General features: G+C 29.0%; 26 protein-coding genes and 1 other RNA gene. 15 read left to right on the top strand and 12 right to left on the bottom strand.

Annotation, left to right across the window (positions count from 1 at the left end; translation table 11 throughout):
• Window positions 1-7: 7 nt before the first annotated feature.
• On the bottom strand, window positions 8-595 hold the full coding sequence (def, locus tag Q0714_RS05080; RefSeq protein ID WP_298263243.1) for a peptide deformylase: 588 nt from the start codon (window positions 593-595) through the stop codon (window positions 8-10).
• Window positions 596-905: 310 nt separating this feature from the next.
• Between def and Q0714_RS05075 the strand changes: the two genes are divergently transcribed.
• Window positions 906-1,283 carry an STAS/SEC14 domain-containing protein gene (locus Q0714_RS05075; protein WP_298263241.1) on the top strand — a complete coding sequence of 126 codons (378 nt, stop codon included), beginning with the start codon at window positions 906-908 and terminating at the stop codon, window positions 1,281-1,283.
• A 24-nt stretch (window positions 1,284-1,307) separates the two neighbouring features.
• Here Q0714_RS05075 and ruvX read toward each other — a convergent pair whose 3' ends face one another.
• On the bottom strand, window positions 1,308-1,718 hold the full coding sequence (ruvX, locus tag Q0714_RS05070; protein ID WP_298263239.1) for a Holliday junction resolvase RuvX: 411 nt from the start codon (window positions 1,716-1,718) through the stop codon (window positions 1,308-1,310).
• A 97-nt stretch (window positions 1,719-1,815) separates the two neighbouring features.
• On the opposite strand from ruvX, the gene Q0714_RS05065 reads away from it, so the two are divergent.
• The 5 genes from Q0714_RS05065 (at window position 1,816) to Q0714_RS05045 (ending at window position 6,493) form a co-directional block, all read left to right on the top strand.
• Window positions 1,816-2,631, top strand: a complete 816-nt coding sequence (locus Q0714_RS05065) for a 2,3,4,5-tetrahydropyridine-2,6-dicarboxylate N-succinyltransferase (RefSeq protein ID WP_298263377.1) — start codon at window positions 1,816-1,818, stop codon at window positions 2,629-2,631.
• Between the two features lie 140 nt (window positions 2,632-2,771).
• Window positions 2,772-3,452 (top strand): phosphocholine cytidylyltransferase family protein, encoded by a 681-nt coding sequence (locus Q0714_RS05060; protein ID WP_298263238.1) that lies wholly within the window; start codon window positions 2,772-2,774, stop codon window positions 3,450-3,452.
• A 9-nt stretch (window positions 3,453-3,461) separates the two neighbouring features.
• On the top strand, window positions 3,462-4,499 hold the full coding sequence (locus tag Q0714_RS05055) for a CDP-glycerol glycerophosphotransferase family protein (RefSeq protein WP_298263237.1): 1,038 nt from the start codon (window positions 3,462-3,464) through the stop codon (window positions 4,497-4,499).
• A complete protein-coding gene (locus Q0714_RS05050) occupies window positions 4,499-5,062 on the top strand; it encodes an L-threonylcarbamoyladenylate synthase (protein ID WP_298263236.1) in 564 nt (187 codons plus the stop codon). The genes Q0714_RS05055 and Q0714_RS05050 overlap by 1 nt, the downstream gene beginning before the upstream one ends.
• A gap of 3 nt (window positions 5,063-5,065) precedes the next feature.
• Window positions 5,066-6,493: an HD domain-containing protein gene (locus Q0714_RS05045; protein WP_298263235.1), complete on the top strand. Its 1,428-nt coding sequence runs from the start codon at window positions 5,066-5,068 to the stop codon at window positions 6,491-6,493.
• Between the two features lie 4 nt (window positions 6,494-6,497).
• On the opposite strand, the gene Q0714_RS05040 is transcribed toward Q0714_RS05045, so the two are convergent.
• The 4 genes from Q0714_RS05040 to Q0714_RS05025 all read right to left on the bottom strand — a co-directional run bounded on the left by Q0714_RS05040 (window position 6,498) and on the right by Q0714_RS05025 (window position 11,612).
• Window positions 6,498-8,327, bottom strand: coding sequence for an ABC transporter ATP-binding protein (locus Q0714_RS05040; protein ID WP_298263234.1), 1,830 nt, complete (start codon window positions 8,325-8,327; stop codon window positions 6,498-6,500).
• The gene (locus tag Q0714_RS05035; protein WP_298263232.1) at window positions 8,327-10,039 is read right to left on the bottom strand and encodes a phospho-sugar mutase; all 1,713 of its coding nucleotides are present in this window, start codon (window positions 10,037-10,039) and stop codon (window positions 8,327-8,329) included. Before Q0714_RS05035 ends, Q0714_RS05040 begins: the two co-directional genes overlap by 1 nt.
• 82 nt (window positions 10,040-10,121) lie before the next feature.
• A complete protein-coding gene (locus Q0714_RS05030; RefSeq protein ID WP_298263230.1) occupies window positions 10,122-11,069 on the bottom strand; it encodes a glycosyltransferase family 2 protein in 948 nt (315 codons plus the stop codon).
• A gap of 18 nt (window positions 11,070-11,087) precedes the next feature.
• Complete coding sequence (locus Q0714_RS05025; protein ID WP_298263228.1) at window positions 11,088-11,612, bottom strand: DUF4199 domain-containing protein; 525 nt, start codon at window positions 11,610-11,612, stop codon at window positions 11,088-11,090.
• Between the two features lie 180 nt (window positions 11,613-11,792).
• Between Q0714_RS05025 and ffs the strand changes: the two genes are divergently transcribed.
• From ffs to fsa, 3 genes are all read left to right on the top strand, one after another.
• Window positions 11,793-11,891: signal recognition particle sRNA small type (ffs, locus tag Q0714_RS05020), an RNA gene on the top strand.
• 102 nt (window positions 11,892-11,993) lie between these two features.
• Window positions 11,994-12,797 (top strand): SDR family oxidoreductase, encoded by an 804-nt coding sequence (locus tag Q0714_RS05015; protein WP_298263227.1) that lies wholly within the window; start codon window positions 11,994-11,996, stop codon window positions 12,795-12,797.
• 61 nt (window positions 12,798-12,858) lie between these two features.
• Entirely contained in the window at window positions 12,859-13,512 is a 654-nt protein-coding gene (gene fsa, locus Q0714_RS05010) for a fructose-6-phosphate aldolase (protein WP_298263226.1), read from the top strand.
• Window positions 13,513-13,578: 66 nt separating this feature from the next.
• On the opposite strand, the gene Q0714_RS05005 is transcribed toward fsa, so the two are convergent.
• Window positions 13,579-15,393 (bottom strand): alpha-L-fucosidase, encoded by a 1,815-nt coding sequence (locus tag Q0714_RS05005; RefSeq protein WP_298263225.1) that lies wholly within the window; start codon window positions 15,391-15,393, stop codon window positions 13,579-13,581.
• Window positions 15,394-15,493: 100 nt separating this feature from the next.
• Entirely contained in the window at window positions 15,494-17,482 is a 1,989-nt protein-coding gene (gene uvrB / locus Q0714_RS05000) for an excinuclease ABC subunit UvrB (RefSeq protein ID WP_298263223.1), read from the bottom strand.
• A gap of 122 nt (window positions 17,483-17,604) precedes the next feature.
• Between uvrB and Q0714_RS04995 the strand changes: the two genes are divergently transcribed.
• Entirely contained in the window at window positions 17,605-18,153 is a 549-nt protein-coding gene (locus Q0714_RS04995) for a hypothetical protein (RefSeq protein WP_298263222.1), read from the top strand.
• An 88-nt stretch (window positions 18,154-18,241) separates the two neighbouring features.
• Here Q0714_RS04995 and Q0714_RS04990 read toward each other — a convergent pair whose 3' ends face one another.
• Together Q0714_RS04990 and Q0714_RS04985 are read right to left on the bottom strand one after the other, a co-directional pair.
• On the bottom strand, window positions 18,242-19,087 hold the full coding sequence (locus Q0714_RS04990; RefSeq protein WP_298263221.1) for an ABC transporter permease: 846 nt from the start codon (window positions 19,085-19,087) through the stop codon (window positions 18,242-18,244).
• A gap of 2 nt (window positions 19,088-19,089) precedes the next feature.
• A complete protein-coding gene (locus Q0714_RS04985) occupies window positions 19,090-19,992 on the bottom strand; it encodes an ABC transporter ATP-binding protein (protein WP_298263220.1) in 903 nt (300 codons plus the stop codon).
• A gap of 91 nt (window positions 19,993-20,083) precedes the next feature.
• Between Q0714_RS04985 and Q0714_RS04980 the strand changes: the two genes are divergently transcribed.
• Together Q0714_RS04980 and Q0714_RS04975 are read left to right on the top strand one after the other, a co-directional pair.
• Window positions 20,084-21,148, top strand: a complete 1,065-nt coding sequence (locus tag Q0714_RS04980) for a hypothetical protein (protein ID WP_298263219.1) — start codon at window positions 20,084-20,086, stop codon at window positions 21,146-21,148.
• A gap of 124 nt (window positions 21,149-21,272) precedes the next feature.
• Window positions 21,273-22,187, top strand: coding sequence for a DMT family transporter (locus tag Q0714_RS04975; RefSeq protein WP_298263217.1), 915 nt, complete (start codon window positions 21,273-21,275; stop codon window positions 22,185-22,187).
• Here Q0714_RS04975 and Q0714_RS04970 read toward each other — a convergent pair.
• Complete coding sequence (locus Q0714_RS04970) at window positions 22,184-22,681, bottom strand: hypothetical protein (protein WP_298263216.1); 498 nt, start codon at window positions 22,679-22,681, stop codon at window positions 22,184-22,186. The genes Q0714_RS04975 and Q0714_RS04970 overlap by 4 nt on opposite strands.
• A gap of 78 nt (window positions 22,682-22,759) precedes the next feature.
• Here Q0714_RS04970 and Q0714_RS04965 point away from each other — a divergent pair, with 78 nt between their 5' ends.
• Genes Q0714_RS04965 through Q0714_RS04955 form a run of 3 tightly spaced genes read left to right on the top strand, consistent with a single transcriptional unit; the run spans window position 22,760 to window position 25,124 of the window.
• Window positions 22,760-23,176 (top strand): hotdog fold thioesterase, encoded by a 417-nt coding sequence (locus Q0714_RS04965; protein WP_298263215.1) that lies wholly within the window; start codon window positions 22,760-22,762, stop codon window positions 23,174-23,176.
• A 5-nt stretch (window positions 23,177-23,181) separates the two neighbouring features.
• A complete protein-coding gene (locus tag Q0714_RS04960; protein ID WP_298263214.1) occupies window positions 23,182-24,042 on the top strand; it encodes an alpha/beta hydrolase in 861 nt (286 codons plus the stop codon).
• Between the two features lie 8 nt (window positions 24,043-24,050).
• Window positions 24,051-25,124: a chorismate-binding protein gene (locus Q0714_RS04955; RefSeq protein WP_298263212.1), complete on the top strand. Its 1,074-nt coding sequence runs from the start codon at window positions 24,051-24,053 to the stop codon at window positions 25,122-25,124.
• A gap of 199 nt (window positions 25,125-25,323) precedes the next feature.
• Here Q0714_RS04955 and Q0714_RS04950 read toward each other — a convergent pair whose 3' ends face one another.
• Window positions 25,324-26,457, bottom strand: a complete 1,134-nt coding sequence (locus Q0714_RS04950; RefSeq protein ID WP_298263211.1) for a helix-turn-helix domain-containing protein — start codon at window positions 26,455-26,457, stop codon at window positions 25,324-25,326.
• Window positions 26,458-26,500 lie beyond the last annotated feature (43 nt).

Raw genomic sequence — 26,500 nt, 5'->3', positions numbered from 1 at the left:
TAGAAAATTATTTTCTTTTAAGTAGCGGAAATTTCATTCTATATTCTGCATTTACTTTCCCTTTAGAAATATTTTCTAGTTTCTTTTTAATAAGTCGTTTTTTTAATGAAGAAATTTTATCGGTAAATAAAATGCCTTCAATGTGGTCATACTCGTGTTGTACAACTCTAGCAGCTAAGCCATCAATGACTTCAGTGTGTGGTTCAAAATTTTCATCTAAATATTCAATGGTAATTTTTTCTTGCCTAAAAACATCTTCATTAATATCAGGAATACTTAAGCAGCCTTCATTAAAAGCCCATTCATCACCTTCTTCTTTTACAATTTTAGCATTGATAAAAACTTTTTTAAAAGTGCTTAAAAACTCACGTTCTTTTTCATCTAAATCTTCATCTTTTTCAAATGGAGAAGTATCCACAATAAAAAGGCGTATGGCTTTTCCAATTTGTGGAGCTGCTAAACCAATACCTCTGGCATTGACCATAGTTTCTTTCATGTTTTCAATAAGTTCGGTTAAATTAGGATAATCTTTATCAATATTAACACCAACTTTTCTTAAAACTGGATCACCATATGCTATAATGGGTAAAATCATATTTTTTTTTTTGGATTGCAAAAATACAAAAGTTTAAATGAATAATAAAATTGTTGCTCTTGGTTATTTTAAGAATCTTTAAATTTTAACTATTTGACCCTAAATAACTCATTATTAATTAATTTAAGGAAAGCCGCTAAGGTTAAATTTTGCACTAATTGTTGTTTAAATTTTTAGTATATTTGAAAAGCTTAGCTAAAAAATTGTTAGATATAAAACTTAACGCAAGCCTTTATTTTAAATTAATACTTGATTTTCAAAATTTATTAAAAGTTTTTGGATTAGTTTAAGCTGATAAACTACCAAAACCATGAATTATTCTATTTTTATTGATAAAACATTAAAAATTGTTAGGTATAAACATTGCGGTTTAATAACTTCAGATGCTATTGAAGAAGCTTGGGCAGAATTTTTAAAAATGCCTGAGTTTACTCAACAAAAATTCAATCTTTTATCAGATTATAGAAATGGAAAATTTGACATACCAATAGATTTTTTACCAGAAATTATAAACTTTATGAGAGCAATTGAAGATGTAGTTAGAGGAAAAAAACAAGCTTTAATTGTGGATGAACCATACTCGGTTGCAGCTTCGATGCTTTTTGAAACCGAAGTATATTTAAAAGTTGGTTTTAAAGTTAAAGTATTTTCAACAGAAAAATCTGCTTTAAAATGGTTGTTATCTTAAATGTATAAAAAAAGAATTTTGTAGCTATTTGTTTTGTAAATACGTTTGTAAAATAAGAGTAGCACTAATTTCATCAATTAAAGCTTTATTTTGACGATTTTTTTTCTTCATTCCACTTTGTATCATACTTTCAAATGCAATTTTTGAAGTAAAACGTTCATCAACTCTTTTAATAGGAATTTTAGGAAAAGTTGTCTTTAATTTTTGAATAAAAGGTTTTATAAATTGTTCACTTTCACTTTCTTTACTGTTTAATTGCTTGGGTTCACCCACAATAAATAATTCTACAGTTTCATTTTTTAAATAATCGGTTAAAAATGAAAATATTTTCTTTGTAGCTACAGTAGTTAATCCTGAAGCAATAATTTGAAGCTCATCAGTAACGGCTAAACCAGTTCTTTTTTCACCATAATCAAAAGCTAAAATACGTCCCAAAATATTAACAAAATTTATAAAGTTGTGCAAATTTAGTCATTTTAAAACTTATAAATATTTTTAATTTTATATTTGTAGCCATATGAAAACTAAAGGAATGAAGGAAATAAAAGAAATTATTGAGAAAGCTTGGGAGAATAAAGAATTATTAAAAGATGAAGTTACTCAAAACACTATTAGAGAAGTTGTTAATTTATTAGATGTTGGTAAATTGCGTGTTGCTGAGCCAATAGCAGGTGGTTGGCAAGTTAATGAATGGGTAAAAAAAGCAGTAGTTATGTATTTCCCAATTCAAAAAATGGAAACTATGGAAGTTGGGATTTTTGAGTATCATGATAAAATACCATTAAAAACTGGTTATAAAGAGAAGGGTGTTCGTGTGGTTCCTCATGCGGTAGCTCGTCACGGAGCCTATATTTCAAGTGGTACTATTTTAATGCCAAGTTATGTAAATATTGGGGCTTATGTTGATGAAGGCACTATGGTAGATACTTGGGCAACAGTTGGGAGTTGCGCACAAATTGGTAAAAATGTACATTTAAGTGGAGGTGTTGGTATTGGCGGAGTTTTAGAACCTTTACAAGCTGCTCCTGTTATTATTGAAGACGATGTGTTTGTAGGTTCTCGTTGTATAGTTGTTGAAGGAGTCCATGTTGAAAAGGAGGCGGTTTTAGGCGCAGGAGTAGTTTTAACAATGAGTACTAAAATTATTGATGTTACTGGAGACGAGCCTAAAGAAATGAAAGGTAGAATTCCTGCCCGTTCGGTAGTAATTCCTGGAAGTTATAAAAAACAATTTCCTGCCGGTGAGTTTAATGTTCCTTGCGCTATGATTATTGGAAAGCGTAAAGAAAGTACTAATAAAAAAACTTCGTTAAATGATGCGCTTCGTGAAAATGATGTAGCAGTTTAATTACTATATATTTATTTTAAAAAAACTCTAACCTAGGTTAGAGTTTTTTTTGTTTTTTAACGATCCTTTTAAAATGTGTAAACAATTAAATATTAATGTTATATTTTTGTCATCAATAGGTAAATTTAAAAAATAGAATATTGAAAATTGTAATTTTAGCAGCAGGTATAGGCTCTAGACTCGGAAATCCATTTCCAAAACCATTAACTCCTTTAAAGGATGGTGAGAGCATTATGGCAAAACAACTTAATAATATTTCAAAATACTTTGATATTAATGATGTAACAACAGTTGTTGGCTTTAAAAAAGATTTAATTATGGAACGTTTTCCTGATGTTAATTACGTTTATAATCCATTTTTTGATCAAACAAACACTTCTAAAAGTTTATTGAGAGCCTTAAAAAAACATCGAGGAAAATCTGTTTTATGGTTTAATGGAGATGTGGTTTTTGATGAAAAATTATTATCAGTTTTGCTTCAAGATATTCAAAAACATAATTCGTTTATTGCAGTAAATACATCAAGTGTAGCAGAAGAAGAGGTTAAATACACTTTGCAAAATAACTTTGTGAATAAACTATCGAAAGAAGTTAAAAATGGGTTAGGTGAAGCAGTTGGAATTAATTTTATTTCTAAAAATGATTTAGATATTTTTATTTCTCAATTAGAAAAATGTGATGCTAATGACTATTTTGAAAAAGGATTAGAGAATGCAATTGCTCAAGATAATTTAAAATTAAAAGCAATCGATATTTCTAAATATAATTGCATTGAAGTAGATTTTGAGGAAGATCTAAAAAATGCGAATGATATAGTTTAATACCTTACTATGAAAGTTATATTATTTTGTCAAAATCCGTATGCATTTGGTATTTTAGAACCAATAATGCAGGTTTTAAAGCAAAAAGAATTTGATTATTTATGGTTTGTTAAAAAACCTATAAAAAATAAATTCCCTTTTAAAAATGAAACTTTAACATCTAATATGGAAGTTGTCAAAACTTTTAAAAGCGATGTTATTTTTGTGCCAGGAAATGAAGTTCCTTATTATTTAAGGGGTTTAAAAGTACAAGTATTCCACGGTTTGGCAGGGGAGAAAAAAGGTCATTTTAGAATTCGACATTATTTTGATTTATATTTAACTCAGGGCCCTTATTTTACACAAAGATTTTTAAAATTAAAAAACAAGTATAAAAATTTTGATGTACTTGAAACAGGTTGGCCTAAGTTGGATATATATGGAAATGAACTTCATAAATACGATGAAGAAAAAAAAGCTTTGCTAAACAACTACAATGCAAAAAAAATAGTGTTATATGCACCAACTTTTTCGCCATCGTTAACATCTGCGCCTTATTTAATAGATGAATTTAAAAAATTAGCAAAGAATAAAGATCATTTAATTTTAATAAAATTTCATGATTTAATGGCAGAGGAATTGATAGTAGCTTATCAACAAATAGCAAAAGAAAATTCAAAGGTGATTTTTGAAGAAGAAAGAAATATTATTAAGTTTTTATTAATGGCAGATATAATGGTAAGTGATACTTCTTCGGTAGTTTACGAATTTTTGTTATTAGACAAACCCGTTATAACTTTTAAAAGTAACTCTAAAAATATACAATGGGATAATTCATTGGAGTATAAAAATTTGGAAGCTAAAATTATATCAAACCTACAAGAAGATGTATTCCAAAAAGAACGTCAAAATATTGTTGCTCAATACCACCCCTACAATGATGGAAAATCAGCATTAAGAATGGTAGAAACGGTACAAGATTATATTGCTAAAAATGGAGTTCCAGAAAAAAGAAAACTTTCTTTTTTAAGAAAATTAAAAATTCATAAAATATTTGGTAAATACTAATGTTTACAACTGAAATAAAAAAATCACTAGAAGTTTTAAAGCAAGAACAAACTTTATTATATCCAACAGATACGGTTTGGGGAATTGGTTGTGACGCTACATCTGAAGTAGCTGTTAATAAGGTTTTTAAAATTAAAAAGCGTTCAGAGAGTAAAAGTTTAATTATTTTAGTTGACGGGCTTGATATGCTTCAACACTATATTCCGTCCATTTCTGAAAACATAATTTCAGTGCTAAATAAAAGTACCAAACCAACAACAATTATATACAACAATCCAAAAGGATTGGCAAAAAATATGATAGCTAGTGACCAAACTGTTGCAATAAGAATAGTACAAAATGTTTTTTGTCAACAACTTATTAAAGCTTTTGGAAAACCTATTGTATCAACTTCAGCAAATATTAGTGGAAATCCAACACCTAAAAGTTTTAAAGAAATTGAAGCGACTATTTTGGATAGCGTAGACTATATTGTAAATTTGCAGCGCGAAGTTGTTAATGAGAAGTCATCTACAATATTGAAAGTAGCTGAAAATGGAGAAATAATAGTGCTTCGTAATTAATTTATGTCGAAAAAAAAAACCTATAAAGATGCGTTATCGCATCCAATTTTTGAATATATTTCAAAAGCTTCCAATAATTTACAATTAGAAACTTATGTAATTGGAGGTTTTGTTCGTGATTATTTTTTAAAAAGAGATACACCTAAAGATATAGATATAGTTGCCGTTGGAAGTGGTATTGATTTGGCTAAAAAAGTAGCCGAAATGTTACCGACCAATCCAAAAGTTCAGGTTTTTAAAACTTACGGTACTGCTATGTTACGATTTGAAGATGTTGAAATTGAATTTGTAGGTGCTCGTAAAGAATCTTACAACGAAACAAGTAGAAACCCGGTTGTTGAAAATGGAACTTTAAAGGATGACCAAAATAGGAGAGATTTTACCATAAACGCTTTAGCTTTGAGCTTAAATTCAGAAAAATATGGAATTTTATTAGATCCTTTTGGTGGTATAAAAGATTTAGAAAATAAAATTATTAGAACTCCTTTAGATCCTAATATTACGTATTCTGACGATCCTTTGCGTATGATGCGCGCTATTAGATTTGCAACGCAACTTAATTTTAAAATTGAAGAAAATTCTTTGGTAGCCATTTCTAAAAATTCTGAAAGAATTGATATCATTACAAGAGAACGTATTATTGATGAATTGCATAAAATTTTGCTTTCCAAAGTGCCTTCAATAGGATTTTTGTTGCTTCATAAAACTAAATTATTAGAACGTTTTTTACCAGAATTAACCAATTTACAAGGTGTGGAAGAGGTTGAAGGGCAGAAGCATAAGGATAATTTTTACCATACGCTAGAGGTGGTTGATAATATCTCAAAAACTACGTCAGATTTATGGTTGCGTTGGGCGGCTTTATTACATGACATTGGAAAAGCACCTACTAAAAAGTTTGATAAAAAAGTAGGGTGGACTTTCCATACCCACGAATTTGTTGGAGCAAAAATGGTTTTTAAATTATTTAAAAGATTAAAAATGCCTTTAAATAATAAAATGAAATTTGTTCAAAAAATGGTTTTTCTAAGTTCTAGACCTATTATATTAGCATCTGATGTGACTGATTCTGCCGTAAGGCGTTTAATTTTTGACGCTAGTGATGATATTGAGAGTTTAATGATTTTATGTGAAGCAGATATTACTACAAAAAATCCAGCACGATATAAAAAATATCATCATAATTTTAAAATTGTACGTGATAAAATAAAAGAGGTAGAGCAAAGAGACCACATACGTAATTTTCAACCACCAATTTCTGGTGAGCTAATTATGGAGACTTTTAATTTAAAGCCTTGTAGAGAAATTGGACAAATTAAAGATGCAATAAAAGAAGCAATTTTAGACGGTAAAATAGCAAATGATTATGAAGAAGCTTATGCTTTTATGTTAAAACGTGCTGAAAAATTAGGACTTATTAAAAACCAATAATTGATTAACTTAACGATTGCATAGATACCAATTTAAAGTATTCGCCTTTTTTAGTTAATAGTTCTTCGTGTTTACCTTGTTCTACAATTTCCCCTTTTTTCATAACTACAATTATATCTGCATTTTGAATTGTTGACAGGCGATGTGCAATCACTAATGATGTTCTGTTTTTCATCATTTTTTCCAAAGCAAGTTGTACTAATTGTTCACTTTCTGTATCCAAAGCTGAAGTAGCTTCATCTAAAATCATTATAGGAGGGTTTTTTAATACAGCTCTAGCAATGCTTAAACGCTGTTTTTGTCCACCAGAAAGTGTATTACCGCTGTCTCCAATATTGGTTTCGTATTGCAATGGTAACTCTTTAATAAACTCGTGAGCATTTGCAATTTTTGAAGCTTCTAAAACAGCTTCATTTGTAGCATTATTAACCCCTAAACTTATATTATTTTTTACGGTATCATTAAATAAAATTGAATCTTGTGAAACAATTCCCATTAAATTTCTTAGTGATTTTTGAGTGATATCTTTGATATCGATGCCATCAATTTTAATAACTCCTTTATTAACATCATAAAAGCGAGTAATTAAGTTGGCTAAAGTAGATTTTCCACTTCCAGATTGTCCGACTAAAGCCACTGTTTGCCCTTTAGAAATTTTTAATGAAAAGTTTTTCAACACATATTCATCTATATATTTAAATGAAATATTTTCAAAAGTAATTTCATTATCAAAAGAAATTTTATCTTCAGCATTAGGCTTGTCAACAATGGTGTTTTCAGTTTCTAAAATACTAATGATACGTTCGGCAGATGCATTTCCTTTTTGAATGCCATAAAAAGCTGTTGAAATTGCTTTTGCAGGATTGAGGACTAAGTAGAATAAGCCAATGTATCCAAAAAATTCCTGAGGTTTCATATCGCTATTTTCTCCTAAAACCAATCTGCCACCAAACCATAAAATAGTAATAATTGTAGCAGAGCCTAGAAATTCACTCATAGGAGAGGCTAGTGTTTTACGTTGAATAACGCTCGTCATTAAATTTCTAAATTTTTTGGTAGAGTTATTAAACTTAGTTTCAATTTTTTCTTCAGCATTAAAACCTTTAATAATTCTTAAACCAGTTAAAGTTTCTTCAATAAATGATAAAAAATTGCCCGTTTCTTGTTGTGCTAATAGCGATTTTGCTTTTAATTTTTTGCTTACTGTAGAAATTATAAATCCAGAAACTGGCAATAAAATAAATACAAATAAGGTTAGTTTTGCACTAATAGCAAACATGGAAATTAACGTTAGAATAATGGTTAAAGGCTCCCTAACAATGGTTTCTAAGGAAGTTAAAAAAGAGTTTTCAACCTCTTGAACATCTGAAGTCATACGAGCAATAATATCCCCTTTTTTCTTTTCAGAAAAGTAGGCTAGTGGTAGCTCAATTATTTTATGATATAATTTATCACGTAAATCTTTAACAACTCCGTTTCTTAAAAAAGCGAGTACATAGGAAGCTAAATAACGAAATAAGTTTTTAAAGAAAAATAAACTAAATGATAAAATGCAGATAAAAAGCAAGGCTTTATCTATACCACCACTTTCCATCATTTCAGTTACTCGATAGTTTAAAGAATCTTGAACATAATTAAAAAGTTGTGTAAAACCTTTATAAACAGGCTTGGTATATACTTTTTCTTCTTGATTGAATAAAATCCCTAATATTGGAATAAAACCTAAAACGGAAAGTACGTTAAATATGGCATATAAAATATTGAACAATACATTTAACCAAGCATATTTTATGTAAGGTTTTGCGTAACTTAAAATGTTTCTAAAATGATTCATTAAGCGAGTTTCATTTCTTTTATTATTCGTTGAATTTTTTCATCTAATTTAGTTTCAACTTTCTTTGAATTTTCAACGTCGTCTAAAGGTAAATTTACACTAAAATAAAACTTTATTTTTGGTTCTGTACCACTTGGTCTAGCAGCAACTTTTGTTCCATCTACAGTTTCATAAATCAAAACGTTAGATTTAGGAATTTCAATAGTTTCTACATTACCAGTAATTAAATTTGTTTTTGTAGAAGCTTGATAATCGCATAAAAATTTAACTTTAGAGCCATCAATTTCTTTTATAGGATTTTCTCTTAAATCAATCATCATTTGTTTGATTTGTTGCGCACCATCCATTCCTTTTTTTACAATAGCAATTAAATGCTCTTTGTAAAAATTATGTTTTACATATAAATTTAATAACTCATTATAGAATGAGCTTCCATTTTCTTTTGCATTAGCGGCAATTTCACAAGCTAATAGAGTAGCAGTTACAGCATCTTTATCACGAACGAAATCACCAACCATATATCCAAAACTTTCTTCACCACCACCAATAAAATCTTGTTTTCCTTCGGCATCACGAATCATTTTCGCAATCCATTTAAAACCTGTTAAACCAACTTTTGTTTCAACACCATAACTAGTTGCAATTTGATTTACTAAATTTGTTGAAACTATAGTGGAGCCAACAAATTGATTTCCATTTAATTTGCCTTCTTTTTCCCAATTTTTAATTAAAAAATTAGTCATAACACTCATCGTTTGGTTACCATTTAAAAGTGTCATTTTTCCACTAGTATCTCTAACAGCAATTCCTAAACGATCACAATCAGGATCTGTACCAATAACAATATCTGCATTAATTTTTTCAGCTAAATCTGTCGCCATTTTTAATGCGGCAGGTTCTTCTGGATTAGGAGAAGCAACTGTAGGAAAATCACCATTAGGAATACGTTGTTCTTCAACAATATTTACATCGGTATAGCCTGCTTTTTTTAAGGCATCAGGTATAGAAACAATAGAAGTACCATGTAGAGATGTAAACACAATTTTTAAGTTTTCTCTACCTTTTGTTTCAAAAGTACCATTTGTAACGGAAGCATTTATAAAGGCTTCATCAACTTTAGAGCCAATGTATTCAATTAAATTTTCATTGGCCGTAAAATTAATTTCAGAAAAATCTAACTTATTAACTTCCTCAATAATATTATAATCTTGTGGTGGAACTATTTGACCACCATCATTCCAATATACTTTATAACCATTATATTCAGGTGGGTTATGAGAGGCTGTTAAAACAATACCAGCATCACACCCTAAATGTTTTACAGAAAATGAAAGTTCAGGTGTTGGGCGCAAGTCTTCAAATAAAAATACGCTGATATTATTTGCAGAAAGTACTTCTGCTACAGTTTTAGCAAAAGTTTGACTGTTATGTCTACAATCATAAGCAATAGCAACTTTTAATGACTTAGTTGGAAATGTTTTTAATAAATAATTAGCCAATCCTTGAGTAGCTTTTCCTAAGGTGTATTTATTAATTCTATTGGTTCCAGCTCCCATTACACCCCGCATACCTCCTGTACCAAACTCTAAGTCTTTATAAAAACTTTCAGTTAATTGCTCTGAATTAGTAGCTATTAATTGCTGAACTTCTTTTTGTGTTTCAGCATCAAAAGTATCGGTTAGCCATAAGTTGGCTTTTTCTAAAACTGACATATTTTATAATATTTGATGTAACTGCAAAATTAAACTTATTAAGCTAATTTTTTAATGCATTTAAATGAATTTAACTAAAACGTTATAAATTAATTTTAGACGAAATGGAATATCTTTTAGTATCTGTTTTGGTTCTTAAAATAATTTCACCTAAAAAGCCTGCTAAAAAGAATTGAGTTCCAATTACCATGGTAGTTAATGCTATGTAAAATTCGGGTCTGGTAGTAATAAGTCTACCAGTGGTATTAAAAAATAATTTGTCTAAACCTAAATAAAAAGCAAAAGTACAACCAATTATAAACATAATTGTACCTAATAATCCAAATAAATGCATGGGTCTTTTTCCAAATTTAGAAATAAACCAAATGGTAATTAAATCTAAAAAGCCATTGATAAATCTATCCATTCCAAATTTAGTAACACCATATTTTCTAGCTTGATGTACTACTACTTTTTCATCAATTTTATTGAATCCAGCATTTTTTGCCAACACTGGAATATATCGGTGCATTTCTCCACTAACATCTATATTTTTAATAACTTCTTTTTTATAGGCTTTTAAACCACAGTTAAAATCGTGTAATTTCAAACCAGAAGTTTTTCTTGCAGCAGCATTAAATAATTTTGAAGGAAGGTTTTTACGAATTTTAGAGTCGTAACGTTTCTTTTTCCATCCAGAAATTAAATCAAAACCTTCTTTTACAATTAAATTATATAGTTCAGGAATTTCATCTGGACTGTCTTGTAAATCGGCATCCATTGTAATTACTACCTTGCCTTCAACTTCTTTAAAACCAGCATTTAATGCTTGTGACTTCCCATAGTTTTTTTGAAACCTAATTCCTTTTACCTGTGGGTTTTCTTGAGATAGCTTTTCAATTACTTCCCACGAAGTATCTGTACTACCATCATCAATAAAAAGAATCTCATAAGAATAACGATTGGATTGCATAACTTTTGCAATCCAATCGTGTAATTCTTGTAAAGATTCGTCTTCGTTAAGTAGTGGAATAACTACTGATATATCCATGTATGTTTTTTTAATATTCTATTCTTCTACAGATCTTTTTAAAATCAATCCTTCAATTAATGAGATAATAAATCCAAAGAATAAGCTACCTACAATTCCCATAGCTGCACCAATTAGTGGGCTAGACATTTTTTGTTGCATTGCTTTTGCCGACTCTAATTGCTCATCACTCATATTTGGATATTGTTCTAACATTTTTTGCTCACCTACTTTCATCATATTTTCCATAAAATCAGGTTCAATAAAATTGATAAATATTTGATTGTAAATAATTGAAATAATTGCTCCAACTAAAGCAATACCTAAACCAATTTTTAATGCTTCTCCTAAACTTAAAAGATTATTGTTCCCAGCTCTAAAGTTTTTAAGTGCCATAAAAATAATTACAGCCATAATAACAAAGCTAGCAAACATTACTCCAAATCCTTGGTCATAGATTTTACCCATAGCATAAATTGCAACTGAAAGTATCACAGATACTACCCCAAGAATTAAACCATAATTTAAAATTACTTGTTTTGATGATGATTTTTGGTTTTCCATAATTTGTTTGTTTGATTTTTGTGTAACAAATATACTAAATCCCTATTTAGTATTAATCGTTAAGGTTAACATTATTCTTTTTTTTAAACTAAAATATTAGTAAACAGTTTTTTAAAAATGTTACATAAAATTATAAAAAAAAAGATTGTTTAAACTGAAAATAGATTGTAAATTTGCACCCGGCAAGTCCTACACAACCAGCTCCCTTTGAATCCTCCAGGGCGGGAACGCAGCAAAGGTATTAGGTTGTAGCGGTGTGATGTAGGTAGCTTGCCTTTTTTTATACACTAAATTTAGGTAGTTTTTTCTTATATAAAATTATTTTACCTTTTGTCTTAACATAAACTTTTTAACTTTACAGCGTTTAAATTTACACTTCATATGTCAAAAGTTGTTTTAATTACTGGTGGTTCTTCAGGTATAGGAAAATCGGTAGGAGAATTTTTATTACAAAAAGGGTTTATTGTTTATGGAACAAGTCGAAATCCTCATAATAACCCAAACCATCCTTTTCAACTAATAGCATTAGATGTAACAAATGTTGAAACCATTCAAAAAGCTATAGATAAAGTAATTTCAAATGAAGGTAGAATTGATGTGTTAGTAAACAATGCGGGTATGGGAATTACAGGGCCTATTGAAGAAACTCCTACACAAGAAATGCGAAACGTATTTGAAACTAATTTTTTTGGTGCCATTGAAGTTATGAAAGCTGTATTACCTCAAATGAGACAACAAAAAAGAGGCTTAATTATAAATGTAACTTCCATAGCGGGATATATGGGACTGCCTTTTAGAGGAATCTATTCTGCAACAAAAGGAGCGTTAGAGATTGTTACAGAGGCGATTAGAATGGAGGTGAAAGGTTTTGGAATTCATATTACTAATGTTGCGCCAGGCGATTTTGCAACAAATATTGCCTCAGGAAGATATCATACCCCTGTTTTTGAAAACTCACCTTATAAAAAAACATATCAAGAAAATTTAGATTTAATGAATGCTCATGTTGATAGTGGAAGTGATCCTTTAGAAATGGCCAAAGCAATTTATAAAATAACCCAAACCTCAAAACCAAAAGTACACTATAAAGTAGGTAATTTTATGCAAAAGTTTTCAATTGTATTAAAAAAAATACTTCCAGATACAATTTATGAAAAGTTATTAATGAATCACTATAAATTGTAATCAATTAATTACTTTTGCCGAAGTAAATAATTCAATATAAACTAAATAAACACAACTCATAATGAAATTTTTTATTGATACAGCTAACTTAGAGCAAATTAAAGAGGCGCAAGCTTTAGGTGTTTTAGATGGAGTTACAACAAACCCATCATTAATGGCTAAAGAAGGTATTACCGGTAAAGACAACATTTTAAAACATTATGTTGATATTTGTAATATTGTTGATGGTGATGTAAGTGCCGAAGTGATAGCTACAGATTTTGATGGAATGATTAAAGAAGGTGAAGCACTTGCTGCATTACATCCACAAATAGTTGTTAAACTACCAATGATAGCTGATGGAGTAAAAGCTTGTAAATATTTTTCTGATAAAGGAATTAAAACAAATGTAACTTTAGTATTTTCTGCAGGACAAGCATTGTTAGCAGCCAAAGCAGGAGCTACTTATGTATCGCCATTTATTGGTCGTTTAGATGATATTTCTACAGACGGTTTAAACCTAATTTCTGAAATTAGATTAATTTATGATAACTATGGCTTTGATACAGAAATATTAGCTGCCTCTGTACGTCATACGATGCACATAATTGACTGTGCTAAATTAGGTGCTGATGTTATGACTGGACCTTTAAATGCCATTAAAGGATTGCTAAAACACCCTTTAACAGATATTGGATTGGCACAATTTTTAGCTGATTATAAAAAAGGAAATTAAACTTTTACGTATAAAATAAAATCCCGCAAATGCGGGATTTTTTATTAGATAAAGCAAAGAATCTAGTTACTTTACTAAGTAATTTTTAATTTTAAATGTCCAAGCAAAGTTACTAGGCATTTCATTATATTTAACGTTATCAACCTTTATATGAAGCTGATTATTTTTGTAATACCAATCTAAATTACCTTCTCTTCCTACTAATTGAATTTCTGTTTCTTGTTTTGGTTTTGGAATATTTAAAACAAGTTCTTCGTTTGGCCATTCTAAAGATATGGCATATAAGTTATTGTTATTTGTTGTATAAGCAATGTGTTGCAACATAGAATTGTAAGTTCCAGTTAAGCCTTTCTCTTCGACATTGTTATGTAATGTGGTAAATGCAGTTGTAGGGATGATCTCTTTTACTTGAGATTTACTTTGCCAAAATAATTTTACAAAAGCATTTTGTTTAGATTCGAAATAGTCAATTTTAATCTTGTATTTTTTCCCTTTTTTGAATTTAATTTTATTTATAGCTTTTTCTTTATTTACGTTCCCCATTACGTTTCCATCAGAAGCTTGATCTTTATTCTTCCATTGATCTAAAACAAGCTTATCATCAATATAAACTCTAATTCCATCATCGGCAGTTGCTTCTAATGTATAAGTTTCAGAAAATTTAGATTGTATAAAGCCTTCCCAAGAAATATTAAAATCATCTTCTTTAATAGGCTCTAAAGGCGTATTTCTAGCCCAATAAAAGTCAATATTTTTATCGATTCTTTTTTTAGAAATTTCTTTTTCTTCACCAGATTTAATCCAAGGTCTAGAGGCATAAATAGCCTCTTTATTGGTTTCAATCCAAGCTCCAAGTTGTAACAAACGTTCTTGTTGTAATAAAGGAATTTGTCCATCGGCTTTAGGACCAACATTTAAAGTGATACCACCACCATTTGCGACTGCTTTTACAAAGAAATGAATAAGTTCTTGTGGTGACATATAGGCCTCTAATTTCTCATTTCTGTTTAAACCAAATGAACGTCCAATTCCTCTGCATTCAGCCCAAGGTCTGTCTGGACTATTGATTCCGGCACTATACTCAGGTGTTAAAAAACCAGTGTCACTTCCATGTCCCCATCTGTTATTTACAATGGCATCATCGCCAACGGTGTTATAGTACCAAGAAATAAGCTCGCGTGCGTGCCAAGTTTCCGCAGTATTAAACCACTCTCCATCTGTAAAGAGTACAGAAGGTTTATAGGTTGAAATTAAATCTTTAAATTGAGGTAACATTATTTTATCAACATATTCGCCGATGTTTTCATGGGGATCTGTATACCATCTATGTAATTTATTGTTCCATTCTGGGAGTGAATAATACAAGCCCATTTTTAATCCTTTTTTTCTAATAGCAGTTGTTAAATCTCCCACTAAATCTCTTTTAGGACCTACATCAACCGAGTTCCAGTTTGGGGCTTGTTTACTTGGCCAAAGACAATATCCATCATGATGTTTGGATACAAAAATGATGTATTTTGCTCCAGCTTTTTTAAATAAATCAGCCCATTCATTTGGATCGAATAATTCAGCTTTAAACAAAGGAGCAAAATCTTTATAAGTAAAGTTTTCACCATAATTTTTTTTCATAAAATTGGTACGAAGTGAATCTTTCATCTGTAAACCTCTTAAATACCATTCTCCATAAGATTCTTTACCTCCATAAGATGGTACAGAATAGAGTCCCCAATGAATGAAAATACCAAGTTTAGCATCTTTAAACCATTCAGGATAAGGTCTGCTATTTATAGATTCCCAAGTAGGTGCAATTTGCTGTTGAGCATAGTTAATATTGGTACTTATAAGTACTAATAACACTAAATAATATAATTTTTTACGCATAGTTTAATTTCTTTGCCATTAAAATTAAAATTTCTGTTTACACTTACCAAAAATATTCCCCGAATGACAATTTTAGGAATATGAATGATCCATAAAGAAATTAAATCTTTTCTTTGAGATGTTTTATTTCGTCTCTGAGTTGAGCGGCAATAATAAAATCAAGAGCTTTGGCTGCTTCTTCCATTTGTTTCCTTTTCTCACGAATTTTATTTTCAATTTCGGATTTTGATAAATAATTCAATTCATCTTCAGCAGCAATTTGTTCATTCATATTGTATTTATATGATGAAACTGTATTTTTACTTAAAGTATTTTCTATACTCTTTTTAATTTGAGTGGGTGTAATATGGTTTGCAGTATTGTAAGATATTTGTTTTTCTCTTCTTCTTGTAGTTTCATCAATAGTCAGTTGCATGCTTTTTGTTATTTTATCTGCATACATTATGGCTTTTCCTTCTACATTACGAGCAGCTCTTCCAATTGTTTGTGTGAGTGATCGGTGAGAACGTAGAAAACCTTCTTTATCAGCATCTAAAATGGCTACTAGAGAAACTTCTGGTAAATCTAAACCTTCACGTAGTAAGTTTACACCAATTAATACATCAAACAAACCTTTACGTAAATCAGCCATAATTTCAACACGTTCAAGAGTGTCAACATCAGAATGAATGTAACGACAGCGAATTTGAATTCTACTTAAGTATTTAGTCAATTCTTCAGCCATTCGTTTGGTTAGTGTTGTTACCAGTGTACGTTCATCTTTATCAACTCTTACTTGAATTTCTTCAATTAGATCATCAATTTGATTGATACTTGGTCGAACTTCAATTTCAGGATCCAGTAAGCCAGTTGGTCTAATTACTTGTTCTACAAAAACTCCTTCTGTTTTTTGTAATTCATAGTCAGCAGGAGTTGCACTTACATAAATCACTTGATTTTGAATGGTTTCGAACTCTTCAAATTTTAAAGGTCTGTTATCCATTGCAGCGGGCAATCTAAAGCCAAATTCAACTAAATTTTCTTTACGAGATCTATCACCACCATACATAGCATGTACTTGCGGGATGGTTACGTGGCTTTCGTCAATAACCATTAAATAATCATCAGGAAAATAATCTAATAAGCAGAAGGGTCTTGTACCTGGATTTCTTCCATCTAAATACCTAGAATAATTTTCTATCCCACTGCAGTAACCTAATTCTCTAATCATTTCTAAATCAAACTCTGTACGTTCTTTTAAACGTTTAGCTTCTAGATGTTTGCCAATTTCTTTGAAATATTCATATTGCTTCATTAAATCTTCTTGAATGGCATGAATGGCATTTTGTAAAACATCTGGTGAGGTTACAAATAGGTTAGCTGGATAAATATTAAGTTGCTCAAATTTTTCAACTACTTGATTGTTAGACACATCAAAGCTTTCAATTTCTTCAATTTCATCCCCAAAGAAATGTATTCTATAAGCGTGTTCTCCATAGGATGGATATACCGTAATAGTATCACCCTTTACTTTAAAAGTTCCACTGCTTATTTCTATTTCTGTTCTAGAATATAAACTAGTTACTAGTTGTTGTAAAAATTTGGTGCGTGAAATGGTTTGATCAACTTCAATTGAAATTACATTTTTCTTAAATTCAACAGGATTACCAATACCGTATAAACAAGAAACAGATGCTACTACAATAACATCTCTTCTGCCAGAAAGTAGGGCAGATGAAGTACTAATACGTAGCTTCTCAATTTCTTCATTAATTGATAAATCTTTTTCTATATAAGTTCCAGTAACTGGAATGTAAGCTTCGGGTTGGTAATAATCGTAATAAGAAACAAAGTACTCTACGGAATTGTTTGGAAAAAATTGCTTGAATTCTGAATATAATTGAGCAGCTAGTGTTTTATTATGCGCTAAAATTAAGGTAGGTTTTGAAACTTCTTGAATTACATTGGCTACCGTAAATGTTTTACCTGAGCCAGTAACACCTAATAAGGTTTGGTATTTTTCATGAGATTTAATTCCGTTCACTAATTGTTGAATGGCTTGTGGTTGATCTCCTGTAGGTTTAAAATTTGAAGCTATTTGAAATTGCATAGTGCAAAAATACTACTTAATTTTTTGAATATGTATGGTTCATTTTTATTTAACGAATCTTTAATTTAGTTACTTAGAATAGCAATAAAAAAATGTAAATTCGTTTATTAAAATATAACAATATGAAATTTAAGCTAGTACTTATAGGTTTTTGTCTAGTTTTTAGTGGTTTTAAAGGAATTAGTCAAGAAGTTTTTCCAAAATTTTGGGAAGGAAACTATAAAGGAGAATTACAAATTTATGGAGTAGACTCTGTACAAATGAGAGTTGCAATGCAACTTGCAATTGTAAAGAAAACAGACTCACTATATCAATGGAAAATGACTTATAATTATAGAGGGAAAGAAGATGTTAGAGCTTATGAATTGATAGTTAAAAATCATTCAAAAGGTCATTATATTATTGATGAAAAGAACAGTATTTTAATTGATGGATTTTATAAATCTGGTATATTTACAAGTTTTTTTAAAGTAATGAATTCTTTTATCGTTTCCACATATACCAAAAAAGGAGATGCTATTATTTTTGAAATAATAAGTGTAAATGGTAAAAGCAATACAAAATCAGGGAATCAAAAAATTGAAAATGAAGAAATACCTGAAGTAATTTCCTATTTAGTTAATGGAAGACAGAAAGCCATTTTAAAAAAGGAGGATTTACCTTCCAATTAATTATACTAAAGTAAAACATCAATTTAGGCAATTCAATTCCATACTATAGTTCCATCAAAGTAATAAGAATCTTAAGAATGGTTTAAAATTATAAATCTCTTTTTTTAAGTAATTTATAAGAAAAATAGATAAAAATACTAGTCCAAAATAAAACAATAAGAATATCTAATGGTTGTACAGAAAAATCTTTTGATAAATCTTCTCCTACTTGTTTAGCTACTGTTTTTACAGCACTTAAACGTGTAAAAGGTTCTTTAATAAGGTTAGACATAGACTCTAGAGGTAGAAATTGCAAAATGGCATTAACCTTTTCTGTTGTGTTTTCTGCATCTTTAAATTGCCAAAATAAATAACCTTTAAAAATACTTTCTCCAAAAAACCAAATTACAATTCCTCCTACAGCAAATGCAGATCGTTTCACTAAAATACCCATAAAAAGTCCAAAAGAAAAGAATCCTACTAACTTTACAAAAAAGGCTAATAAATATTCTAAATCAGTTGTTACTATTGAAAATTCATTAAAATCGGAATAGCTGTACCCTAAGATAATTGAAACGATAAAAACAAAAATAGTAGAGATTAAAGCTAAAAGTATAACGGTATAAAACTTAGATAAAATAAATTCTTTTTTACTTAAGCCGTCAATTAAATTTTGTTTTAAAGTTTTGTTACTGTATTCATTAGCCATCATTGAAACAATAACTAATAATAAGAAAAATTTAAATATGGCAGCCATAAAAGTGTTAAAATGCCAAATGTATGGGAAGTTAAAAATACCCTGTTCTGCAAGGTGAAATTGTATAGGTCCGATATCAAATTTAATAGCAGCAATTAATGCAATGGAGGTAAGTAAAGCAAAATAAATAATAATTAAAACTTTACTAGCTCTGTTATGTTTTAATTTGTGAATTTCAATATTTAATAATCGTAGCATGTTTATTTTTTATTGTTAGTTAGTGATAAGAATTGTTGTTCTAGACTTGGTTTTCTTTTTACTAAATGAGATAGTACAATGCCATTTTTAAATAAATATGAATTTATTTCAGCAGCGGTTATAGGTTTGTTTAGCTTTGCAATTAATTTATCATCTTCGTTTTTAACGGTTTCAATTCCATCAAAACTCATCAGTAATTCTGTTAGCTTTTCTTGATTATTTTCAACTTTTAGTTCAAACAATCCGTAAGAAGCAATCATTTCATCTACACTTCCTGAATATAATTTAATGCCTTCTCTAATTACTACTACATGCGAACAAACTTTTTCTACTTCATCTAATAAATGTGATGCCAATAAAATGGTAGTTCCATTGCTTGCAATGGTTTTAATAATTTGTCTAATTTCATGTATCCCCTGTGGATCTAAACCATTTGTTGGCTCGTCTAAAATTAAAATTTCAGGGTCATTTAATAAGGCTGAGGCAATAGCCAACCGTTGTTTCATACCTAAAGAAAACGTGCTGAATTTACTATTTTTACGTTCAAATAAATTAACTAACTTTAATTTTTCTTCAATTTTTGTAAAAGGAATTTCTTTGATTTTACAAACTAATTCTAAGTTTTGAACTGCGGTCATATACGGATAAAAATTAGGACGCTCAATAATAGCACCTACTTTTTTTAACGCTTGATGTGTAGATAAACTACCATCAAACCAACTAAATTCTCCGGTTGTTTTATTAACTACATTTAAAATAATTCCTAAAGTTGTAGATTTACCACTACCATTTGGACCTAAGATTCCATACACATTTCCCTTTTGAATTTCAAAAGACAAATTATTTACAGCATGAATTTTTCCAAATTTTTTGTTTAAATTATTGATTGATAAGATTGTTTCCAATATTTTTATGTTTAGTATAAAATTAAGACGATATTTAATAACAATTGTTACAGCAATATACTAAATTTGGATTTTACAATATTTTTAATGAATGGAAGAACAAAAATTAATTTCACAAAAAAAACCAGCTTATCCAATTAATGAAGAGCTATATAACTATTTAACAGAATATAATAGAAATATTAAAATTCCTGTTTTTTATGATGATTTATTACGCTTTGCAGGTGCTATTGTTGTATATGATAAAAATGGAGAAGATACTTTATGGGTAAGGGTTTACTATGCTGAACATGAAAGAGATGAAATTGATTTAAGTTTAAAAAGAATGTATTTAATTTTACACGGTGATGGTAGTGAAGACTCTTTACCTTTTTTAACAGTTGACGCCATAGATTATTGCACGTTTGGGAACTCTAAGCCATTTAGAATTAAAGTTAGAAATATTTTAAATGATAATCATACTTACCTATATATTAAAAAGGCTGATGCATCTAGAGTTTATGGATTAGAGCTAGAACATATTTTATCACCAAATAATATTAATTTTTTAGTTTATAAAGATACTTTAATTGAAGAGCATGTACTTGGTATTCCAGGAGATCAGTTTTTAGCTGAAAACTTAGAAACGGTTTCTGTTAGAGGTAAAAAACGTTTGTCTAAAGAATTTGTAAAATTTAATGAACGTTGTATGATTAGAATGCTAGGTGATATGCGTTCGTATAATTATGTGATAGTAGCTTCTTACGATTTTGATCAGGTTGAATATAGAATACGAGCAATGGATTTTGATCAGCAGAGTTTCGAAGGTAACCTAAAAGTATATTTCCCTCAATTTTTTAAAGAAAATTACCCATTTGTTAAAATGGTAGAAGAAAATCTACAAAAAGAGTCGGTTGAACAATATAAAAGAGAAGAACGTTCTGCAATTGCAAGAAGAATTAGAGGTTCTCAAGAACGTGTACATGATTTATTAAATTGCATGATAAAAGATAAAATTTCTACAACTGATAAAATTACCCAACTAAAAATGGATTTATACAATTATACCTTAGATATGGATTTTAAAAAGTGTAAATCTATGGGAGAAATTTTAAAAGTAGCTTTTGCTTTTGTAGTAAGAAACTATGAAAATGTAAATACTTATATCATACGATAATCTATTTTTAACAATTTTAAGAACTATAAATTAACAAATAAGGTAATATTTAACAATTTATTGATTAAATAAGGCTACTTTAAAAAATTCAACTAGCTTATTTTTGCCGATCAAATTTTAAGATATGACAAAAGCAAGAGTAGCATTAGTAGTGGGTATAATTTGTATTTCAATTTTTCCAATTTTAGTAAAATTAAACTTAACATCAGGAGTAATATCTGCGTTTTACAGAATGGCAATAGCATCTGCAGTTATTTTACCGTACGTTTTAATCTCCAATAAATTCAAATTGCCCTCTAAAAAAATGTTGTTACTTTCTATACTCTGTGGAATTATATTTGGAGCCGATGTTGCAGTTTGGAACATTGCAATACAAGAATCTACAGCTACACAAGCAACACTTTTAACAAATTTATCTCCAGTATGGGTTGGTATAGGAGCTTTTTTCTTTTTGAAAGATAAACCAACTCAAAATTTTTGGATAGGTACTGTTATAGCTATTTTTGGGATGGTTCTTTTGGTTGGGTTTAGTACTTTTTTAAACTTTAATTTTAATGTGGCTTTTTGTTTTGGAGTACTTTCAGGGATGTTATATGCTGTTTATATGTTAACAAGCAAAAATATTTTAAATGAAATAGACGTTATCAGTTTTATGACTATTAGTGTAGTCTCTTCAGCTATTTCTTTAGGGTTAATTAGCTATTTGATAGGAGTTTCTTTTACTGGATTTAGTGATTTAGCTTGGTTTGTATTATTAATACAAGGACTGGTATGTCAATTATTAGCTTGGCTATTAATAAGTTATGCTACAAAAAACATGAGAGCTACCAGAGTTTCTGTAAGTTTACTTGGGCAAGCGGTATTAGCAACTTTATTAGCTTGGTTGTTTTTGGATGAAAAAATAACGTTACAAATGATTTTAGGAGGTTTCTTTTTGCTGTTTGGAACTCGAATTACATTTTACCAAAAGCAATTAAGCTTAAAAAAACTAGTGTTAAAAAGAAAACAATATAAAGTTAATCTAACCTTAAAACCTTAATAATTATCAAAATCAAAATCATCTATATTTTCAAAGTCGTCTTCATCATTGAAAATATCAAAATTATTGTTTGAATCTTCTGCTGTAAATTCTTTTTTAGGTGCTTCATCTGGAACATTACCAATAGATAAAGCTATATAAGGTAAGTTTTTATCGGTTGAAGTTATTTTAATTAATTCAATATAAAATGTCCACATAGAAAAGAAATCGTACACATAAATAAGTTTATCTCCTTTTGTTGTAAGAACAGATGAAAGGGCGCAATTTTGCATAGAAACAGCATTTTCATCCTCAGACATATTAAATAAAGGAATTTCTTCACCTTGTTCCCATTCATTATTAGTTTGGTAAAATGAAGCCATTTCTTGTCCTTTAAAACCAAAAGATTTTGCAATTGTAAAGTGCAACTCTTCTAGATTAATAGATTCATTAACAATAAGATCTCTAATTACATCTTCATTTACATCTAATATTGCCCTAATTTTATATGCCATTTTGTTTAAATTCTATTCTAATGCAAAGGTAGTACTTATAGTTTTAATTCTTATTTTTACAACCTAACATTTTTTAAGATGGATCAAAAATTAGAAACATTAAAAGCTTTAAATAGTTTGTGTAAAGGTACTTTAATGGAAACTTTACATATAAAATATACCGATGTAGGGGATGATTTTTTAGAGGCTAGAATGCCAGTAGATTCAAGAGTTTATCAACCAGCAGGTATTTTAAACGGAGGCGCCACAATGGCATTAGCTGAAAGTGTAGGTAGTCCAGCTTCTTTATTAGTAATAGATAGAGATAAATTTACGGTTAAAGGTTTAGAATTTTCGGCAAATCATTTGCGAAGTGTAAAAGATGGCTACATAACAGCAACGGCAAGGTTTATTCATAAGGGAAGAACCACTCATTTACTAGAAATTAGGGTAGAAGATGATAAAGGAAAGTTGGTTTCTATGTGTAAATTAACCAATATTATTTTACCAAAATAATATGTATGAAGAAAAGGCTGAAAAAGATAGGTAAAATAACATTACTATTAGTTGTACTATTGTTAATAGTTTTAATAGCATTATTTTATCAATTTTCAACCCCAAAAGCTACACATAAAATAGAAAAAGAATTTGAAAAATTGTCATTTCCTATTTCACTTAGTTTAAAAACTTACCAAAAATATAAATACCGAGTTTTAGAACTTCAAAAAAAGATTGATACAACATTACCAACCATAGTTTTTATTCATGGTTCTATAGGTTCTATTTTAGATTTTAAGAAATATTTAATGGATGAAGAGTTAAATTCAAGAGTAAATTTAATTTCTTATGATAGAATTGGATATGGAATTTATCATACAGGAAATGTTCAAGAATCTATACAATTTGAAACGAATTTATTAGAAGATTTAATCAAGAATATTCCATCTAAAAAAGTAATATTAGTTGGTTATTCTTATGGAGGACCTATTGCTTTAGCTTCGAAAAAAAAATATAAAAAAATTATTCTATTAGCTCCTGCTGTTTTTTCAAACAAAGAAGTTATGCCTTGGGCTTTAAACTTTTATAAATGGAAATTGACCAAAAATTTAATCCCCAAAACTTGGCAAGCGGCTTCAAAGGAAAAGTTATCACATCAAAAGGATTTAGAAAAATTTGAAAATAGTTGGAATGAAAACCCTTCAACGATTTTAAGTATCCATGGAAATGATGATGGAATTGTGCCTTATGAGAATTCACTTTATTTAAAAAATAATATTTCACCACAACAATTTGAATTGGTAACTTTGGATGGTGTAGGTCATGGGTTAGTTTGGTCTAATTTTAAGCAGATTAAAAGCATTTTATTACAACAGATAAATTAAATATCATATTGAAAAAAGAGATTGCACATTTTTTTAAAGAAATTGAAGTACTATTAACATCTAATTTGCCTTTTGTAGTTTATAGGAAACCTAATGAAAAAAAAGTTTCTTGTTTGGTTCAAAAAGATAAAACTTTGAATATTTTAAAAGAATTTAATGAATCTGGTTTTGTTTTTGCTCCATTTGATGATAGTAAAAACACCGTAATATTCCCTTTTAAAAAGTGTAAAAGTTTTGAAACTGAAATTTCGTTCAAATCAGATTTAAAAACTCCTCAAAACCTTGCTAATGTTAAAGCAAAAACCTCTTTAGAAAAGGCTCAACTTGAGCATGAAAAAATAGTTCAAAAAGCAATAAATTTTATTATAAGTGGCTCATCAAACAAAATTGTTTTATCTAGAAAAGAGGAATTAATAAGTTCAAATTTAGATGTGCTAGTTACATTAAAAAAGATGTTAAATACTTATAATAATGCTTTTGTGTATGTGTGGTTTCACCCTCAAATTGGTTTATGGATGGGAGCAACTCCAGAGCGATTATTAAGTGTTTCAAAAAATGTTTTTACTACTATGGCTTTAGCTGGTACACAGTCATACAAAAATTCATTAAGGGTAAATTGGGAATCAAAAGAGAGAGATGAGCAACAGTTTGTGACAAATTATATTTTATCAAGTATTCAAAAATGTGTTGATAATTTATCAGTTTCAAATCCATATACTATTAAAGCAGGAAATTTATTGCATTTAAAAACCGACATTACTGGTAAATTAAAGGAAACTAGTTTGTTAGGTGATATTGTAAAATCGTTGCATCCAACTCCTGCAGTTTGTGGATTGCCTAAAAAAGTTGCAAAAGAATTTATTTTAAAAAATGAAGGATATGATAGAGCCTACTATTCAGGTTTTTTAGGAGAACTAAACCTATATAATTCAACAAATTTATTTGTAAATTTAAGATGTATGCAGATTGAAAATTCGGTTGCATCATTGTATATTGGTGGGGGCATTACTGCAGAGAGTATTCCTCAAAATGAGTGGTTTGAAACAGTTTCAAAAGCTGAAATTATGAAAAAAGTGCTTTAAAAATCAACCGAATGAAAAGAACTAAGTTAAAACATTTTCAAATTTATAATGTTTGTGGGCTAACATTATAAATTTTCATGCAATTCTTCCCATGTATATTTAAGTACTTAACATCCAGTTGATTTTCTATTGTAAAACTATAAATAGTTGAAAAAAATAAGCGTTTAAATCGTATAAAAGAGTGTTTAAATCGTAAAATTTAAAGAATCTTTTTACGATATTCTGAAGGAGTACATTTCTCCACTTTTTTAAAAATCCTGATAAAGGAATTTACAGACCCAAAACCAGCTAGTTCACTAATTTCTGTGATGGTTTTATTTGGAGTTTGTTTTAAAAGTAGTTTAGCTTCTTTAATTCTGTAGTTATTTACAAATTGGTTGAAGTTACAACCTACTTTTTCATTGATAACATTTGAAATATAAGAACGATTGGTTCCTAAATGTTTCGCTACTTCCCAAATATTTAAATTTGGAACTAACCAAGGTTTTTCATTGCTAAAATATAAGTATAACTCTTTCTCTAATTCGTTAAATTCATAAAGCTGTTCTTTACCAGCCTCATTTTTAGGAACCATTGTTTTTAAATCTATTGCCACAGGGATTTGGCGTATTCCTATTATAGCAATAATTAAATAAAGTAGGGAGAAGAGTATGCAAGAACTTAACAAAAGATAATCATTCGTATTTAATGGTGTTCTACCAATTAGAGTTACATAAAATCCTGGAATCGACATAAATAAGATGAAGGAGATGTTGACTACATAAAAATACCTAAGTTGATACTTATCTAAATTTGAAAATGAGTTATTCATTTCTTGATGTGCTCTCAAAATAAAGCGAATGGCTAAAAAATTGTATCCAATAATTTGAACTAAGTGAAAATATCGAGTTCCTTTATATAAATAAGCTAATATTTTGGATGAACTTGAAGTTAATTCACTAGCATAAAGATTGTTATTCATATATTCGATATAATTTTCCCAACTAACTAAACTTGTAACAATTAACATTAGAGCTGCTATAATTATTGAGGGAGTAAAATGATAAATCCATTTAATAGGTATAATATTAAAATTAAAAGCACTATAGATATACAGATAATAAAGAGGATAAAAGGCTAAAATTGCTCCTAAAAAAAGGAAATCAAAATACTGAAATATTTTCCAATACTCATAAAACGATAAAAAATGACCGAGAAATAAAATAAAACTATTGGCTAAAAAAAGCCCTAAAAAAAATCTATTTTTAAATTGTTTAGTTGCTGTTGCAAATAAAAAAATTGCTCCATATAAATTGATAGAAAGTGGCGATAATAATGCAATTAGTTTAATCAAAATAAATTTTTTGCTTATTAAATTTAATGTAATGAATTCAATT

It is taken from the genome of uncultured Lutibacter sp. (assembly GCF_947493565.1).
Taxonomy (GTDB): domain Bacteria; phylum Bacteroidota; class Bacteroidia; order Flavobacteriales; family Flavobacteriaceae; genus Lutibacter; species Lutibacter aestuarii.
Note: the sequence above shows the minus strand (reverse complement) of the source record. Positions and strands in the feature narration are given on the sequence as shown.